12 protein-coding genes and 1 pseudogene are annotated in these 16507 nt (G+C 70.8%); 7 read left to right on the forward strand and 6 right to left on the reverse strand.

The window, feature by feature from the left end; all coding sequences use genetic code 11:
* Positions 1 to 460: 460 nt before the first annotated feature.
* Positions 461 to 886 (forward strand): annotated as a pseudogene (locus tag AC1VWI_RS34690) (GntR family transcriptional regulator).
* Positions 887 to 998: 112 nt separating this feature from the next.
* Here the strand turns inward: AC1VWI_RS34690 and AC1VWI_RS34695 are convergent.
* Positions 999 to 1445: a PAS domain S-box protein gene (locus tag AC1VWI_RS34695; RefSeq protein WP_499514970.1), complete on the reverse strand. Its 447-nt coding sequence runs from the start codon at positions 1443 to 1445 to the stop codon at positions 999 to 1001.
* The gene (locus tag AC1VWI_RS34700) at positions 1421 to 2026 is read right to left on the reverse strand and encodes a DUF3293 domain-containing protein (RefSeq protein WP_499514971.1); all 606 of its coding nucleotides are present in this window, start codon (positions 2024 to 2026) and stop codon (positions 1421 to 1423) included. The genes AC1VWI_RS34695 and AC1VWI_RS34700 overlap by 25 nt, the downstream gene beginning before the upstream one ends.
* Positions 2027 to 2791: 765 nt before the next feature.
* On the opposite strand from AC1VWI_RS34700, the gene AC1VWI_RS34705 reads away from it, so the two are divergent.
* Positions 2792 to 5035, forward strand: a complete 2244-nt coding sequence (locus AC1VWI_RS34705) for a M4 family metallopeptidase (RefSeq protein ID WP_499514972.1) — start codon at positions 2792 to 2794, stop codon at positions 5033 to 5035.
* A gap of 149 nt (positions 5036 to 5184) precedes the next feature.
* Positions 5185 to 7617, forward strand: coding sequence for a helicase-associated domain-containing protein (locus AC1VWI_RS34710; RefSeq protein WP_499514973.1), 2433 nt, complete (start codon positions 5185 to 5187; stop codon positions 7615 to 7617).
* A 21-nt stretch (positions 7618 to 7638) separates the two neighbouring features.
* Here the strand turns inward: AC1VWI_RS34710 and AC1VWI_RS34715 are convergent, their stop codons facing one another.
* On the reverse strand, positions 7639 to 8073 hold the full coding sequence (locus AC1VWI_RS34715; RefSeq protein ID WP_499514974.1) for a ribosomal maturation YjgA family protein: 435 nt from the start codon (positions 8071 to 8073) through the stop codon (positions 7639 to 7641).
* Positions 8074 to 8533: 460 nt separating this feature from the next.
* Positions 8534 to 8962 carry an IS200/IS605 family transposase gene (gene tnpA / locus AC1VWI_RS34720; RefSeq protein WP_499514975.1) on the reverse strand — a complete coding sequence of 143 codons (429 nt, stop codon included), beginning with the start codon at positions 8960 to 8962 and terminating at the stop codon, positions 8534 to 8536.
* A gap of 48 nt (positions 8963 to 9010) precedes the next feature.
* Here tnpA and AC1VWI_RS34725 point away from each other — a divergent pair, with 48 nt between their 5' ends.
* Positions 9011 to 10225 (forward strand): RNA-guided endonuclease InsQ/TnpB family protein, encoded by a 1215-nt coding sequence (locus AC1VWI_RS34725; RefSeq protein ID WP_499514976.1) that lies wholly within the window; start codon positions 9011 to 9013, stop codon positions 10223 to 10225.
* Between the two features lie 721 nt (positions 10226 to 10946).
* Here the strand turns inward: AC1VWI_RS34725 and AC1VWI_RS34730 are convergent.
* A complete protein-coding gene (locus tag AC1VWI_RS34730) occupies positions 10947 to 11834 on the reverse strand; it encodes an MBL fold metallo-hydrolase (RefSeq protein ID WP_499514977.1) in 888 nt (295 codons plus the stop codon).
* Positions 11835 to 12117: 283 nt separating this feature from the next.
* Positions 12118 to 13503: an FAD-dependent oxidoreductase gene (locus AC1VWI_RS34735; RefSeq protein ID WP_499514978.1), complete on the reverse strand. Its 1386-nt coding sequence runs from the start codon at positions 13501 to 13503 to the stop codon at positions 12118 to 12120.
* A gap of 73 nt (positions 13504 to 13576) precedes the next feature.
* Here AC1VWI_RS34735 and AC1VWI_RS34740 point away from each other — a divergent pair, with 73 nt between their 5' ends.
* The 3 genes from AC1VWI_RS34740 (at position 13577) to AC1VWI_RS34750 (ending at position 16481) form a co-directional block, all read left to right on the forward strand.
* Positions 13577 to 14500, forward strand: coding sequence for a cupin domain-containing protein (locus tag AC1VWI_RS34740; protein WP_499514979.1), 924 nt, complete (start codon positions 13577 to 13579; stop codon positions 14498 to 14500).
* Between the two features lie 224 nt (positions 14501 to 14724).
* Positions 14725 to 15381, forward strand: coding sequence for a nicotinamide riboside transporter PnuC (gene pnuC / locus AC1VWI_RS34745; protein WP_499514980.1), 657 nt, complete (start codon positions 14725 to 14727; stop codon positions 15379 to 15381).
* The gene (locus AC1VWI_RS34750) at positions 15378 to 16481 is read left to right on the forward strand and encodes an AAA family ATPase (protein ID WP_499514981.1); all 1104 of its coding nucleotides are present in this window, start codon (positions 15378 to 15380) and stop codon (positions 16479 to 16481) included. Before pnuC ends, AC1VWI_RS34750 begins: the two co-directional genes overlap by 4 nt.
* The last annotated feature ends 26 nt before the right edge of the window (positions 16482 to 16507 follow it).

Raw genomic sequence — 16507 nt, forward strand, 5'->3', positions numbered from 1 at the left:
ATGCTATTCGGCCGGGGGCCTCATGGCGGCGCGACCGGCATGGGCGAGTGATTCCCGCGGGTCTGACCAGCGGCCCCGATGGTAACGGGCTTGCAGCCCCAGCCTCCGCCCGGCGCTGGGCTGGCTTCCAGGGGTCGTCGTTGCTACACGAGTGATCAACTGATCGTGGGCAAGAGCTCAGCGTGTGATCGGCTGGAGTTTCCCAGCCGCGCGCCTCGCGTGGTGGCCAAGTCCGTGGGTCCAGGCCAAGTGCTTCGTCTCGGTGAGCTTGGCCCAGGGCGTCCTTGTGGGTGTTGCCCGGGGCGAGGACATATCCTGCGGCTTCCCGGCGGCCTTCCTTCTACTGGTAGATGGCGCCGTCGGTGTTGGTCGTGGCTGTGATTTCTTCGGTGGTCATGCCGCTGTGTTCTGTCCACCGAGGCGGGTGGTGACGAGGTGGCCGACGGCGGGGGGGGCGGGCATGCGACGGGCGCGTCCGAGTTGGAGGCGTTCCATGATCTGCGGACAGCTGAAGCCCGGACAGGCGCTCGTGGAGGCCGAGATGGCCACGCGGTTCGGGGTGTCCAAGACGCCCGTGCGGGAGGCGCTGAAGACCCACGCGGGTACCGGGCTCGGCGTGGTGAACCAGTGCAAGGGCGTGACCGTGTGCACGGTGCGGGAACCCGCTGCTGGCCCAGATGCTCGACGACGTCCGTGATCAGGCAGCCCTGGGGAGCAGGAGGCCCGCGAGCACCGAGCCATCCTCGCCCGGGCGGCGGACGGCGAGCCGGAGGGCGTGGCCGCCCTGCTGCACGAGCACATCGCGAGCTTCGTCGCCCGGGCGCGCACGCACCCCCAACACCCTGGAAACTCCCATACCCCCGGAACCCCAGCTCGACCGAGCTGAAGGACAACCGAATGTCATTCGGGGAGCAGTCGGTGGCACACGCCGACGTCGTGGCGATCCCGGTGACCCCGTTCGATGCCGACGGGGGCGCCGCGTTCGCGGACGGCGGAGGTCAGGTCCCCGTCGTCTGGTCCGCCTTGGCGGCTGCCACCTGGCGGTACAGCTCCTTCTCTTTGGCGCGCCGCTCGGAGACGTCACGGATCACCGCGCCGACGTAACCGGGGCGCCCCTCGGCGTTGTTTAGCAGCACCACGCTGAACTCGATCGACAGCTTCCGGCCGCCCGCGCCCACCGCGGGGACGGTCAGGAGGTCGTCGTCCCCGTACTTGGTGGTGCCGCTGGCCATGGACTTGTCGAAACCGTCCCAGTGCCGCTGCCGGTGCCGTTCCGGGATGATCACGTCCAGGCTGCGGCCGTCAACCTCGGCGGCGGAGAACCCGAAAATGCGCTCCGCTCCGTGATTCCAGTAGCGGATGAGTCCTTCGCTGTCGATGATCACTACGCCGTCGGGTGCCTGGGCCGTCATACCCAGCACTACTTCGGGGTCCAGGTCTGCCATGTCGCCTCCGAGCTCTCCGTGTTGGTATGCAGAATACAGTCGTCAGGCCGGAGGTGGGAGGGCCCGGAGCCTGCGGGCAGCGGCGCCGTCGGGTGGGCGTGCGGCCCGAGGAGGGCGGCGTGCCAGTCGGCGGCGGCCATGTCCTGCTCCGGGTCGGCGCAGGAGAGCAGCCGCCACGACGAGGGCGACCAGGCGAAGACGGCGTCCTGGCCGAAGCGGCGGCCCATCGCGCGGGCCTGCGCGTCGTCCATGCCGACCACGGCCGCGCCGGGTTCGGCGTGGGCGCCTGAAGGGTCGCCGCCGATGGCGGGCCGCCAGGGCAGCCCAGCGACGCCGATGCGGTGCAGCAGTGCGTGGTGCGCACGGAGGTTGGCCTGCGCGGTGGCGTCGCGTCCCCCGGGATTGAAGGCGGTGACGATGTGGATCGTCCCGCCGGGGAACGGGTACGCCGGGCCCGGTCGGCCCGGCCGTCCGGCGGTGGGCATGACGCGGAGCGTGTGGGCGGGGAAGGCGATGTCCACGACCGCGCGCAGGTAGAACGGCCACTGCGTCGGGCGGGCGGGACGAGGGGCATCAGGCAAAAGGGTCTCCTCTGAAAGGGACCCCCTTACCTGCCGGCAGGGAGATCTGCGGGCCGCGGAAGCGGCGAGCTCAGGCGGGCCAAGTGCCGTGCACCTGACCGGCGGTGATGCTCGCACAGTACCCGGCGCGATGTCCAGAGGCCGCGGCCGGGGTGTCGCGTCGCGTGCGGCAACGTCGTCCGGCGGCCACATTGGCTGGAAACCGTCCTGCCCTCTCGTGGCGCGAGGCGACTCGCCCCCCATGCGGGCCCACGGCGGCGTCGCGGCGCGGCGGGGCGGCCGGCGACGAGGCTTCCCTTGACCGCCGGGTACCGCCACCGGTCCGGAGGGGCGCTTGTGGGCAGCGGGCAGCGTCCGGCTGACCTGCGATGACGGTAGGTCAGCGCACCGACGGTGCCTTCGTGGTGCGAGCCCGGAGTACGCGGCAGCCGATGTCCGGAGCGGGCGGCCGGGCGTCGCCGACCACCACGCCCGGATCCCTGCGAGGTCTAACAGACCAGGTAGGGCCCCGCTTTGTGACACCACGGCGAGCGCTTCTCCGGAATCCGGACAATGATCTCCGCACTCGTGACACCGGGACCGGCCGCTGCAAGCATCTGGGGCTGTGTTCGGGCCACTTCAGGGGGCGAGGGCGGCTCCGACGCAGCCACGTCCCCACCGTCCGCGCATCGCCCCCACTCACAAGGAGCCTCAGGAGTGACGAGCACCTTCCGCGCCACCCGGTCCACGCCATCCACAGCCCGGTCGTCAGGGCGCAGACGTGCCGTGGCGACCGCGACCGTCACCATGGCGACGCTGATCGCGTCCGTCCTGCCCCTCGCCTCGGCGGGCGCGCAGGAGAGCCCGCAGGGGACCATGGCGTCCTCCGTGCCCGGGGCGCGAACGGTCCCGCTCACCGCCGCGCAGCGCGGGCAGATGCTCAAGGCCGCCGCCGGTACGAGCGCGGGTACGGCCGAATCGCTGAGGCTCGGCGACGAGGAGAAGCTGATACCGAGGGACGTCGTCAAGGACGCCGACGGTACCGTCCATACGCGGTACGAGCGGACCTTCGCCGGTCTCCCCGTCCTCGGCGGCGACCTGGTGGTGCACGAGCGGGCCGGTGCCCGGACGGTCACCAAGGCTTACGGCCCGAAGCTCACGGTGCCGACGACCCAGCCGGCGCTCGCGGCGGCGAAGGCACGGAAGGCGGCCCTGGACATCGCCGGCCGGGAGGAGACCCGCAAGCTCGCGGTGGACCGCGCGCCGCGCCTGGTGGTCTGGGCGGCGACCGGCGCGCCGACCCTGGCCTGGGAGTCCGTCGTCACCGGCGTCCAGAAGGACGGCACCCCCAGCCGCCTCCAGGTCGTGACCGACGCGAAGACCGGCAAACAGCTCGCGAACGTCGAGCAGATCCACTCCGGCACCGGCAACGGCCAGCACAACGGCACCGTGCAGATCGGCTCCGTCCGCAACGGCGACGTCTTCGAGCTGGTGGACGCCGCACGCGGCAACCACGAGACCTACGACTACGACACCCGGCAGGTCATGACGGACGACGACGACGTCTGGGGCGACGGCACACCGGCCGACCTCCAGACGGCCGCCGTGGACGCCGCCTACGGCGCCCAGCAGACCTGGGACTTCTTCCACTCCCGCTACGGCCGCGACGGCATCGCGGACAACGGCGTCGGAGCACGCTCGTACGTCCACGTCGGCGACGGGTACGTCAACGCGTACTGGGACGACGAGTGCTTCTGCATGAACTACGGGGACGGCGAGGACAACCAGCGGCCGCTGACGGCCCTGGACATCGCGGGCCACGAGATGACGCACGGCATCACCTCGGCCACCGCGGGCCTGATCTACAGCGGCGAGTCCGGCGGACTGAACGAGGCCACCAGCGACATCATGGGCACCGCGGTGGAGTTCTTCACCAACAGCCCCAAGGACGTGCCGGACTACCTCATCGCCGAGAAGGTCGACGTCTACGGCACCGGCGTACCGCTGCGCTACATGGACCAGCCGTCCAAGGACGACGTGGGCTACGGGGGGTCGCAGGACTACTGGACCAACGGCACCAAGTACCTCGACCCGCACCAGAGTTCGGGCCCGGCGAACCACTTCTTCTACCTGCTCTCCGAGGGCAGCGGCAAGAAGGCGATCAACGGCGTCCGCTACGACAGCCCGACGTTCGACGGCAAGGCGGTATCCGGCATCGGCCGCGAGTCGGCCACCGACATCTGGTACCGCGCGCTGACCGTCTATATGACCAGCACCACGGACTTCGCCGGTGCGCGCACCGCCACGCTCCAGGCAGCCGCCGACCTCTACGGCATGGGCAGCAAGAAGTACGAGGCCGTCGGCAACGCCTGGGCCGCGGTCAAGGTCGGGTACCGCTTCGTCGACCACCTCGCGATCGACAGCACCAACCCGCGGCGGACGGCGACCGGCCAGCAGGTCACGTGGCAGATCCAGGCACAGAGCTCCCGCCCAGGCCCTCTCACCTACTCCGCCAAGGGCCTCCCGCGCGGCATGTCCATCAACGCGAGGACCGGCCTGGTCTCCGGGACCCCGGTGAAGGGCGGCGAGTACCGGCCCGCCATCACCGTCAAGGACGCGGCGGGCAACTGCCGTACCGTCCACTACCAGTGGACCGTGCTGGCCTCCGGCGGCGACGTCTTCGTCAACCCGAACCGGTACGACATCCCCAACTGGGCGGTGATCGAGAGCCCGGTCGCCGTCAGCGGCCGCAAGGGCAACGCCCCGGCCGACCTCAAGGTGACCGTCGACCTCTACGCCGTCCACGTCGGCTTCTACGTCATCGACCTGGTCAGTGAGGACGGCCGGGTGATCCCGGTCAAGGGCTGGTCGCAGGGCCCCGTCGCGATCCCCGAACTGCACCAGACGTTCACCGTCGACGCCTCCGCCGTCCCGGCCAACGGCACCTGGAAGCTCCGGGTCAGGGACAACACCCCGGGCAACTTCATCGTCCTCCCCGGCTACCTCGACACCTGGAGCCTGGGCTTCTGACCCGCCTCCTAGCGGGCCGCGGCCCCATGACACGGCGGCATGCCGTGTCATGAGGCCGCCCTCGTTCCCGACGGGACGGCGCCTCCCCAGCCGAAGCACATCGCGAGAGGGTTTCATCAGGGGACTCGGACTGTTCTAGGCTCAGGCGGGTGCATGCACGTACTGCCCTGGAACAGTGGCTCGCCGGGCTCTCCGCCGAGCCCCTGACCGCCCTGCTGGAAGAGCGCGAACTGCCGCGTGCCGCGGGCTATGCGCCGGTCACCACCTTCCGGCAACTGGCGGAGCACCTCCTCACCGACGACTCCGTGGAGCGCGCCGTCGCCGCGGGGACGAGCGGGGAGGCGCAGTTGCTGGCGTGCTTGGCGGCCCGGGCCCTGGAGACGTACGGTCCGGTGCCCGAGGCGGAGCAGCACGCGTCCGCCTGGCGCCCGGCGCCGCCGCCGGTGGACCCCTACACCCGGCTGGTGCCCGAGGCGGACGTGCTGGACTGGCTGGAGCAGGGCGGCACACCACGTGAGAGGACCGCGGAAGCACTGCAACGGCTGCGGGAGCGGGCGCTGGTGCTCCCCGCGCCGCGCGGCCGGCTGGCGCTGCCGTCGTTGCTGCACACGTCGGCGGCCCGGATGGACGGCTACGGCAGGCCGGCCGACCTGCTGCTCACCCAGGCGTACAACGCGCCCGAGATCAAACGGATCGCCGCCGCCCTCGGCATCGAGCAGCGCACCCGCGCGGACGCACAGGCGGCGGTCGGCGCACTGCTGGCGGACCCCGGCCGGGTGCGGGAGCTGGTGGCCACCGCCCCGGCGGCGGCTCACGAACTGCTCGACCACATGCTGCAGGGACCCCCGCTGCTGCGCACGCACTGCTTCGTGTCCCGGTTCGGCGACTACGCGGGACCGGACCGCAAGTACACGTTCCGGGAGGGCGGCAGCGGGGACGAGGGCACCGACTGGCTCGCCCAACACGGCATGGTGGTCCCGGTAGGGCCTGATCTGGTGGAACTGCCGTACGAGGTCGGTCACGCACTGCGCGCGGATCAGCCCGCGCCCACGCCGAGCCTGGACCCGGAACCGCTGACGTGCGTCACCCGGCTGCCCCCGGACTGGGCGGCCCAGGGCGCGGTGGCGGCGGGAGCCGCCGCGTGGCGGGCGGAACTGGTGCTGCGGGAACTGGCCGCGCGACCGGTGGCGGTACGGAAGGCCGGCGGGATCGCGGTGCGCGACACCAGGAGACTGGCCAAGGCGGCCGGGACGAGCGAGGCACACACCCGGCTGTGGCTCGACCTGGCGGTGAACGCGGGCCTTGCCGCCCCCCAGAGTGAGAAGGCGGAACCCGCCGCTCGCGGCCGGGGGCGCCGACGCCCCGCCGCTCCGCCGCAACCGGCGCGGCTGCTGCCAAGCGAGCGCTACGACGCCTGGGCCGCGGCCACACCCGCCGGGAAGCTGCTGCCGCTGACGGCCGCCTGGGCCGTGGTACCGGAGGTGTTCACGTACTGGCCGGACGAGGGCGAGACCCCGGTCGCGCTCATCAGCCCCCAGGACCCGTACGCGGCGCCGCTCCGGCACGGCGTGCTGCAGGCGCTGGCCACGTTGCCGGACGGGTACGGGCTGACCGCCGGGGGAGAAGGACGCGACGAACTGCTGGAGCGCGCCGTCTGGTTCCGGCCGGTGCTGATCGCGCCCTACGAGGACGAGGACCTGGAAGGGCGGCTCGAGGCCACCTTGGCGGAGGCGGAGCTGCTCGGCCTGGTGGCCCACGGCGCGCTCACCGAAGCCGGCCGCGCGGTCGCCGGAGTGCTCGGCGCCGGGGCCGCCCGCCACTACCCGGCCGTGCCCGGCGCGGACGCCGACCCGGCGGCCGAGGGCGCCGACCGGCTCGGGGAGGGCCTGGCCGAGCGCCCTGCCCTGGCCACGGCGGTGGCCGCGCTGCGCGAGGCCCTGCGCTCGATGCTGCCGGCGCCGAGCACCACGGCCCGGTTCCAGGCCGACTCCACGTCCACGGTCACCGGCGCGCCCGCCCCCGATCTGGCGGCGCTGCTGTCGGCGGTCGGCGACATCGAGTCCGAGGGGCACGCCGTGGTCTGGCGCATCACGCCCGCCTCCCTGCGCCGGGCCTTCGACGCGGGATGGGACGCCGACGGGATCCTCGAACGCCTCACCGCCGTCTGCCGACCGGGAACGGAACTGCCGCAACCGCTGACGTACACGGTCAAGGACGTCGCCCGCAGCCACGGGCGGTTGCGGGTCGTGCGTTCGGCGTGCTGCATCCGTTCCGACGACACGACGCTGATCGCGGAGGTCGCGCAGACGCGCGGCCTTGCCAAGCTGGGCCTGCGACGGATCGCGCCGACAGTGCTGATCTCCACGGCGCCCCCGGACGAGACCCTCGCCGCCCTGCGCACGGCAGGCTACGCCCCGGCCCTGGAGGCGGAGACGGGCACGACGGTCCTGGAACGCGTACCCGAGGAACGGTCCCGCTCCCTGATCCCCACGCTCGACCAGGCACACCCGCAGTACGGGGAGCCCGTCCGCGGACTGCCCTCCTCCGCCCGGGAGATGGCGCTACGGCTCGCCGCGCGCTGAACCGGGTTGGCGGGGACAGGGTCAGCGGTGCACCGTTCGCCGGCGTGCCAGAAAGGAGCACACCGCGGTGTGGACGAGCCAGCCCGCCGCCGCGCCGAAGGCGTACCAGAGCAGGTCCGGCGGATTGAAGGTGGAGCCGAGCACGAGACGGGCGACGAGGCTGCGTTGGGCGAGCTCCGCGGGCACGTCGCTGAGCTGCAGGAACTCGATCACCCAACTGGCGGCCAGGGCGCTGCCGGCCGCCATCAGGGGCGTCACCCGGGGCGCCGCCAGAACGACGAGGGTGACGAGCAGGACGGTGTAGAGCGCGTCTCCGCCGTACTTGGCCACGCTCCCCTCCGCCACGGCCCGGAGCCCCAGCCCCGCACCGACGGTGATCACCGCGGCCGTGGCTGCCGTCAGCCGGGTCCGGAACGGGTCTGCGGCACGGCGGTGGGGTCCGGATTCGGGGGTCACGGGGTCATTCTGTCGGACGACCGTGGGACCTCCGACGGACGCCTGTCGGGCGCAGCGGGCGTGGCCGCTGCGCCGACTCGTGCTTTCTTGCGCCTACCGGTCCTTGGACGAGATGAAGGAACGGACGACCCTGCGGATCAGCTCCGCCGCTATCAGGGCCGGCAGTGTCGGTGCCGCGATGTGGATGTCGATCCGGATGCGCGAGGCGAACGCGATTCCCAGGACCGATGCGACCAGGACGACAACGACCGCAGTGGGTATACGGATACCGCGACTTCCTTGTTGGGGTTCTTCGGTGGATGAATGTTGCGTGTGCGTGTCGTGTGGCACGCTGAGGGACCTCCCATCCCTCTTCTTCGGAGGGAATCCCCGCCTTCAGGCGGCGAGGGAATCCGATCCTGAGCCCTGCGGCGCGGAGCGCCGCAGCATCGCTCCGGAACGCTCCGCCAGTGGCCCGCGCTCAGTCGGGCCGCTTCTGGTTGTCGATGTAGTCCTTGACCTCCTGGAGGGGCGCTCCACCGCATGAGCCGGCGAAGTAGGAGCCGGACCAGAAGCGGCCGTGCATGATCGCCTGGTTGGCATGGCCGGTGTACTCCTGCCGCAGGCGGCGCGAGGAGACGCCTTTGAGGGAGTTGACCAGGTTGGAAAGTGCGACCTTCGGCGGGTAGTGCACCAACAGGTGCACGTGATCCTCTCCGCCGTTGAACTCGATCAGGTCGGCCTCGAAGTCCTCGCACACCTTCCGCATGATTTCTTCGCAGCGCGTCAGCATGGCGTCGTTGAAGACGGACCGCCGGTATTTGGTGACAAACACCAAGTGTGCGTGCAGGTGGTAGACGACGTGGCGGCCGCGCCGTACATCGGGGTTTGGTTCCCAGCGTGGTGACATGAACCAATGTTAGAGTCGAGGTCGACTCGCACCGAAGGGGGTGGGCTGATGATCCGTGCGTACAAGTTCCTCATGAGGCCCACCGTCCGTCAGGACCAGGCCCTCTCCGAGATGTTGCAGGATCACTGCTCGCTCTACAACGGCGCGTTACAAGAACGCCGCGACGCCTACCGGCACGTGTCGAAGACGAGCGTCACGTACGGAATGCAGTCCGCGCAGCTCAAGGACATCCGGGCATTCGACGCGGAGTGTCAGGGCCGCTGGTCGTTCTCCTCGCAGCAGGCCACCCTACGCCGACTGGACAAGGCGTTCGCCGCGTTCTTCCGCCGCATCAAGGCCGGCCAGGCGCCCGGATATCCCCGCTTTCGAGGGGTGAACTGGTTCGATACGGTCGACTTCCCCAAGGATGGGGACGGCTGCCGCTGGGGCAGTACGCCGCACGACCCGGTCACCCGCGTCCGCTTCCAAGGTGTCGGGCACGTCAAGGTGCATCAGCACCGGCCGGTGGTCGGGAAAGTCAAGACGGTCAGCGTCAAGCGCGAGGGCCGTAAGTGGTTCGTCGTGCTGACTGCGGAACAGGACCAGCCCGAGCCGCTGCCCGCGACGGGCAGTGCGGTCGGCATCGACCTGGGCGTAGCCAACTTCCTCGCCGACTCGGGCGGCGGATTCGTCCCCAACCCGCGCCACGGCCGTGCCAACGCGGCGAAGCTCCAAGTCGCGCAGCAGGCCCTGGCGAAGTTCCCGCGTGTACGCCGGGACAAGCGCACGGCCAACCACCGCCGCGCGGTGGAGAAGGTCGCCAAGCTGCATGGCAAGGTCCGCCGCCAGCGGCTGGACCACGCACACAAGACCGCCCTCACGCTGGTCCGTGAGCACGACTTCATCGCGCACGAAGATCTTAAGATCCGCAACATGGTCCGCGCCGCCAGGCCCAAGCCCGACCCCGACAAGCCGGGCGCGTTCCTGCCAGGCGGCGCGGTGGCGAAGACCGCACTCAACCGCTCGATCTCGGATGCCGGATGGGGGGTGTTCCTGACGATCCTGCACGCTAAGGCTGAAAGCGCCGGACGGGAAGTGATCGCCGTGGACCCCCGTAACACCTCGCGCCAGTGCCCGCAATGCGGACATACCAGCGCGGAGAACCGGCCCACACAGGAGAAGTTTCACTGTGTCTCGTGCGGCCACACCGCGCACGCTGACACGGTGGGCGCGATCAACGTTCTACGGGCCGGGCTGGTCCGTCGCGAAGCCCAACCGGCATAGCGAGAAGCCACCCCGTTTACGGGGTGGAGGAGTCACGGGCAGAGTGGATCCCACGCCGGGGATCGGTCCACCCGGTATCCTGAATTGATTTCGCGCCTGACGGCAGCGTGGGCGAAATCCGGACAGCCATGCCACGCGGCTTTCCGGCCAGCTGGGCCGTACTGCCAGGTCAGGACTCCGACCAACTACGGGATGAGCATATTGCGGCCATTCTTGGAGCGGTATCGCACCGCAAAGGTATTTCCTTTGCTTTGCCGACCTGCTGCCATTGTCCTTGAGACCACGACGAAATCCGGTTCGCCGGATCTTATCCCGTGAGGCACCCAGGCCGGGTGTCCCTGGGGTATAGGTGGTCTGTTTGGCTGACCCCGGCCGTTGCCACTCGCAACAGGGGACAGGGCCCTGTTCTGTTGCAGCGCAGTCGGCCCGGATCGTGCCGAGGCCGCGCACGCGTCGAGCAGCGTGCGCGCGCGTCGGTGGCGTCACGTACCCCGCTCGGCCGCCGCTCGCCACCCCTTGCCCGTCGCGGCTCTCGCGGAGGTGCTCGCCCCCATCCAGCAGCCGCTGTTCACCCTGCCGGACAGGACGCGCCCACCCCCGAGTCTGCTGCTCAATTCCCGGCGCCTTGGCGGCCAGTCGGCGGTCGACCGGTTCGTGGTCGCCGCTGCGGGTTACGGCCGGGCGAGTGCCCGTCAGGTGCCGAGCTTCCCGCGCACGCTGCTCATCGGGCGTTCAGCACTGCAGGGACGTTGACCTGTCGGTGGATGGATTCGTACATGCTGTAGTCGCTGTACTCTTTCATCTCGAGTGCTTCGCGTGCCTGGTCGGCCGACAGCCCCTTGTCCTGGGCGTCCCGTGCCAGGCCGGTCAGCTCCTCGAGGTAGGCGATCGAGTGCAGGATGTCCGCGCGGCGCATGGTGCGGCCGTGGCCCGGCACGATCAGGGTGCCGTCGTCGAGGACGTCGTGAATACGCCGGTAGGTGACGAGCGCCTCGTCCGCCCGCCCCTCCAGCAGCCACGGGAATGCCGGGGGCGGCGCCTGCAGCATGTTCCCGACGAAGACGATGTTGTCCTCGCGCATGCGGACGACCAGGTCGCCGTCGGTCTGGGCGAAGCCGATGTGGTCGATGTCCACGTACTTGCCTCCCAGGTCCAGGGAGCACGGCCCGGACACCGCGACGTCCGCGGAGCGGGCCACCACCTCCTCGATGCCGGCGTTCGGGCCGAGCAAGTCGATCATGAAGGCGCGGTCCTGCTCGAAGCGCTCGTCGATCACACGCTTGGTCGCCTCATGGTGGATGATCACCGTCTGCGACGGGAAGGCGAAGTTCCCGAAGCAATGGTCACCGTGGAAACTGGTGTTGACCAGGAACCGAATGGGCAGCGGGGTCACCGTACGCACCGCGCCGATGACCTGGGACGCCAAACGGCCGTTGCTCAGCGACTCGACCACCAGCACTCCCGAATCGCCGACGGCGAACCCGGCGTTGGTGGCGGTGTGGTCGGTGTCGTCGACATCCGCCGCCATGACCGCGTACACGCCGTCGGCGAGTTCGCGCGTATGCATCCGGACATCGCCGAGTTCGAAGGGCCTGTTCTTCTGCTGCATGGTTCTTTTCTCTTCCGGAAGGCGGGTGGGCTCGTCGTTCTCGTCCGGCGCCCGCGGCGTGAGGTACCCGGCCCTCTTCCCGACATGTGCACAGGGGACCCGTCGCGCTGCGGGCCTGTCCTATTTGTCTCATGGCTGGACGACCGTTGCATCCTGTTCCGACGTGGGAACCCGTTGGCGCCACGTGACGGGCGCCGCGGCATGCGACGTGGGCCTGACGGCACACCGTGCCCGGGCGGGTGCCCGCCGCGGGCGGGTGCCCGCCGCGGGCGGGTCGGGCCGGTCAGGGCAGGACCTTGTCGAAGACCTCGTTGAGGGCTTCGGTCGAGCTCGGGTGGGTGTAGATCGAGTCGCGGAGCTGCGTGGCCGTGATGTGGTGCCGCATCGCCAGCGCGACGGTGTTGACGATCTCCTGCGCGTCGATGCTGAGCAGGGCGGCCCCGAGGATCAGATCGGTGTCCGGGTCCACGATGAACTTCATGACGCCGCGGGTCTCCTCGACCGTGTAGGCGCGGGGCATGGCCACGATGTCCGCGACCTTCTCCCGCGAGACCTTGATGTCCAGCCCCTGTGCGCGCGCCTGGCTCTCGGTCAGTCCCACGGTGGCGAGCGGGGGTGTGATGAACAGGGTGTGGGGCACCGCCCTGCGGTCGCTCGTGGTGCGCTTGCCCTCACCCAGGAGCTGGTCCAGGACGATGCGCGCGTCGTCCAGGGAGATGTAGGTGAACTGCTCGCCGCCGTTGACGTCGCCGAGTGCGTAGATGTGCGGCTGGCTGCTGCGCAGGTACTCGTCCACCACGATCGCACCGCTCGGCGCGGTCCGGACGCCGGCGGCGTCGAGCCGGAGGCCGTCCGTGACGGGCCGGCGCCCGGTGGCGGGCAGCAGCGCGGAGGCCTCGACGGTGTGGGTCCGCCCGTCCTTCTCGTAGACGACGGTCGAGACGGCGCCGCTGTCACGCACCTCGGTGACGTTCGCGCCGGTGACGACGCGGATGCCGTCGCCGGTGAGGATCTCCCCGACGGACCCGGCGATGTCCTCGTCCTCCCGCGGCAGGAGCCGGTCGGCTGCTTCGAGGACCGTCACCTCGCTGCCGAAGCGCCGGTAGATCCCCGCGAACTCCAGGCCGAGGTATCCGCCTCCCAGGACCACGAGACGCTCGGGCAGGTTCCGCGTGCGGGTGAGCTCCGTGCTGGAGACCAGGTGGGAGCTGCTCGCGAGGCCGGGAATCGGGGGGATCACCGGCTCCGACCCGGTGTTGACCAGGATCGTGGGGGCGGTGACGGTGATGACGTCCGGTCCCTCCCCGACGGCGACAGTGTGCGGATCGACGAACCGGGCCGTGCCGGTGATGACCGTCGCGGTGTCCCTGCCGTTCAGCGCCTCGAAGTTGCCGGCGCGGAAGGCGCTGGTCAGCGCGCGGACGCCGGCGACCGAGCGGGCGAAGAACTCCTGCGCGTCGTCCATGAGGCGTTTGGTGCCGGCGTAGTGGACGAGCATCTTGGTCGGCACACAGCCGACGTTGGGGCAGGTCCCGCCGTACATGTTCTCGGACCGCTCGATCAGGACCACGCGGCGGCCGGCCTCGGCGAGCACGTGAGCGGCGGTCTTGCCGCCCTTGCCGAAGCCGATGACCAGGACGTCCGCGGTGAGTGCTGTGGTGATCTCCATGCGTCGAGTCTGCGACGCGGCCACGGGGGCAAATAGACTCGAGCGTCTCACTGTCCTGCCCGAAAGTCTCACCGTGGACTCCGTCAGCCGACTGCTGCGCCTGGCCCGGCTCAGGGCCGACCTCGACAAGCGCTGCCTGCTCGGGGCCGGCACCAGGATGGAGGTGTCGGCTCACGGCGAGCTGGAAGCGCCCTTCCACGTGCTGCTGGAAGGTACGTGCCGACTGCAGGTGGGCGCGGTCCTGCTCGACCTGCGCCCCGGGGACGTGGTGATGATCCCGAGCGGCGCCCCGCACCGGGTGATCACCGACGGCGGAAGCGGCCAGGTGGGGACGGCGGAGGCGGCCGGCGACGTGTTCGTGACCACGCGCAGCGAGCACGGCGCGGAGCCCGTCATCGACCTGTTCTGCGGGCACTACACCTTCGACGCCGGTACGGGCTCACTGCTGTTCGCGAGCCTGCCCGACCCTGTGCACGTCTCCTTCGGTCAGTCGGCCGAGAGCGACGAGGTGCTGCGCATGCTCAGCGCCCTGATGCGCGGTGAGGCGCGACGTGAGGGCGAGGGCACCGCGGCCATCCTCTCCGCCCTGTGCACCGTGCTGCTGGCGATGGTGCTGCGCACCGCGCGGGGCGACGCCACGCGGACCACCCTGGGGACCGCGGCGGCCGACGGCCGCATCGCGTCGGCCGTCGAAGGCATGCTCGACGACCCCGGAGCCGACTGGACGATCGAACGCCTCAGTCGCACGGCCGCCATGTCCCGCGCGACCTTCCTGCGCCACTTCACCCGGGACACCGGGACGACCGTGGGCGCCTTCCTCACCCGGGCACGGCTGATGGCGGCAGCGGAACTGCTCACCACCACCGACGCCACCGTCGCGGCCGTCGCTGGCCAGGTCGGCTACTACTCCGAGTCTGCGTTCTCACGGGCCTTCCGGGCCCATCTCGGCACGACACCCGCCCGCTTCCGGCGCGAGAACTCGCCGCGCGAGGTGTGACGGGTCGGACGCGATCGCGTCTGCGGTCGCGTCCCGCTCGTGCGGACGATCACCCCGTGCCCACCGGCACGGCGCACGGAATCGAGCCGCGGGGTCCACACCTCGACCGCAAGCGCCGGGTACGGGTTCCGCGGCCCGTCCTGCATCCATCCGCCTCGAGGTAATTCCCTTGCCCCAGCCATGCCCGCCCATTATCGTCATCCTGACGTTTAGGAGGTCGCCGCGTGGCACTCGCGGATGTGTTCGCCCCGCTCCAGCAGCCGCTGTTCACCCTGCTGGACACCCCCGTCAGTTGGGTGGAGGTGCTGGGCTTCGGCAGCGGTGCGCTGTGCGTGTGGCTCGTGGCCCGCCGGCACATCGCCAACTGGCCCGTCGGCATCGCCAACAACCTCTTCTTCATCCTGCTCTTCGCCGGTGCCGGCCTCTACGCGGACGCCGCCCTGCAGGTCGTCTACGTCGCATTGGCGGCGTACGGATGGTGGTCCTGGGCCGCCGCCGGATCCGCCGCGCAGCGGCTCCCCGTCACCCGCACGGGCCGCCGCACCTGGGCCGTCCTGGCGCCCGCGACGGTGATCGCCACCGCGCTCCTGACCGTGCTGCTCGACCGGGCCACCGACTCCACCGTGCCCTTCTGGGACGCGCTCACCACGGCCTTGTCGCTCGCCGCCACCTACGGCCAGTGCCGCAAGAAGATCGAGTCCTGGTACCTCTGGATCGCCGCCGACCTCGTCTACATCCCCCTGTACGCCTACAAGGGGCTCTACCTCACGTCGTTCCTCTACGCCGGCTTCCTGCTGCTCTGCCTGGTCGGCCTGCGCGGCTGGCTCGGCGAGTTCACCGCCCGCACAGGTACGGCGACCCGGGCGGAGGCCCTGGCATGAGCGAGTTCGACCACGGCCTCGTACTCGGCAAGTTCTACCCGCCGCACGCCGGCCACCACCACCTCGTCCGCAGCGCCGCCGCGCGGTGCCGCAGGCTCACGGTGCTGGTCTGCGCCTCCGCCGTGGAATCCCTCCCGCTCGCGGACCGCGTCGCCTGGATGCGCGAAGTGCACCCGGAGGCGGGCATCGACGTCGTTGGGACCGTGGACGACGAACCCGTCGACTACACCGACCCCGCCGCCTGGGACGCCCACATGGCGGTCTTCCGGGCCGCCGTCCCCGATCCCGTCGACGCCGTCTTCACCTCCGAGCCGTACGGGGAGGAACTCGGCCGCCGCTTCGGCGCGGTGGCGGTCACGGTGGACGTCGGCCGCAGCGCCCACCCGGTCTCCGGGACCGCCGTCCGCGAGGACCCCGTCGCCTGCTGGCACCACCTGGTCGCGCCGGTACGGGCGGGCCTGGCCCGCCGGGTGGTGGTCGTCGGCGCGGAGTCCACCGGCACCACCACCATGGCCCGCGCCCTGGCGGAGCACTACCGGGCGCGCGGAGGGATGTGGGAGGCGACGCGTTGGGTGCCCGAGTACGGGCGCACCTACAGCGAGGAGAAGTACGCGCGCCTGCTGGCCGTCCGCCCGGACGCCGCATTCGACGACGTCACCTGGGACTCCGGCGAATTCGAGGTGATCGCCGAACGCCAGCACGCCGAGGAGGACGCCGCCGCACGGACCGGGTCGCCCGTCCTGTTCTGCGACACCGACGCCATGGCCACGACCATCTGGCACGAGCGCTACATGGGCGGACGCAACCCCCGCGTGGAGGCCGTCGCCGCGCGGGGCCGGCAGCACCTGTGGCTGCTCACCGACGACGCAGGCGTGCCCTTCGAGGACGACGGACTGCGCGACGGGGAGCATCTGCGGTCCTGGATGACCGGCCGCTTCCGCACCGAACTCGCCCGCCGCGGCCTGCCTCACATCATGCTCACCGGCCCGCACGAGCAACGGCTGAAGACGGCCGTGACCGCCGTCGACGCGCTGCTCGCCCGCGACTGGCGCTTCGCCGCCCCGCTTCCGGAACGCGGCGGGCTCGCGTCACCGCGGTGAGGCGGCGTCCGCGCCCTCCACAGGGC

The organism is Streptomyces sp. TOM-9 (assembly GCF_056858595.1).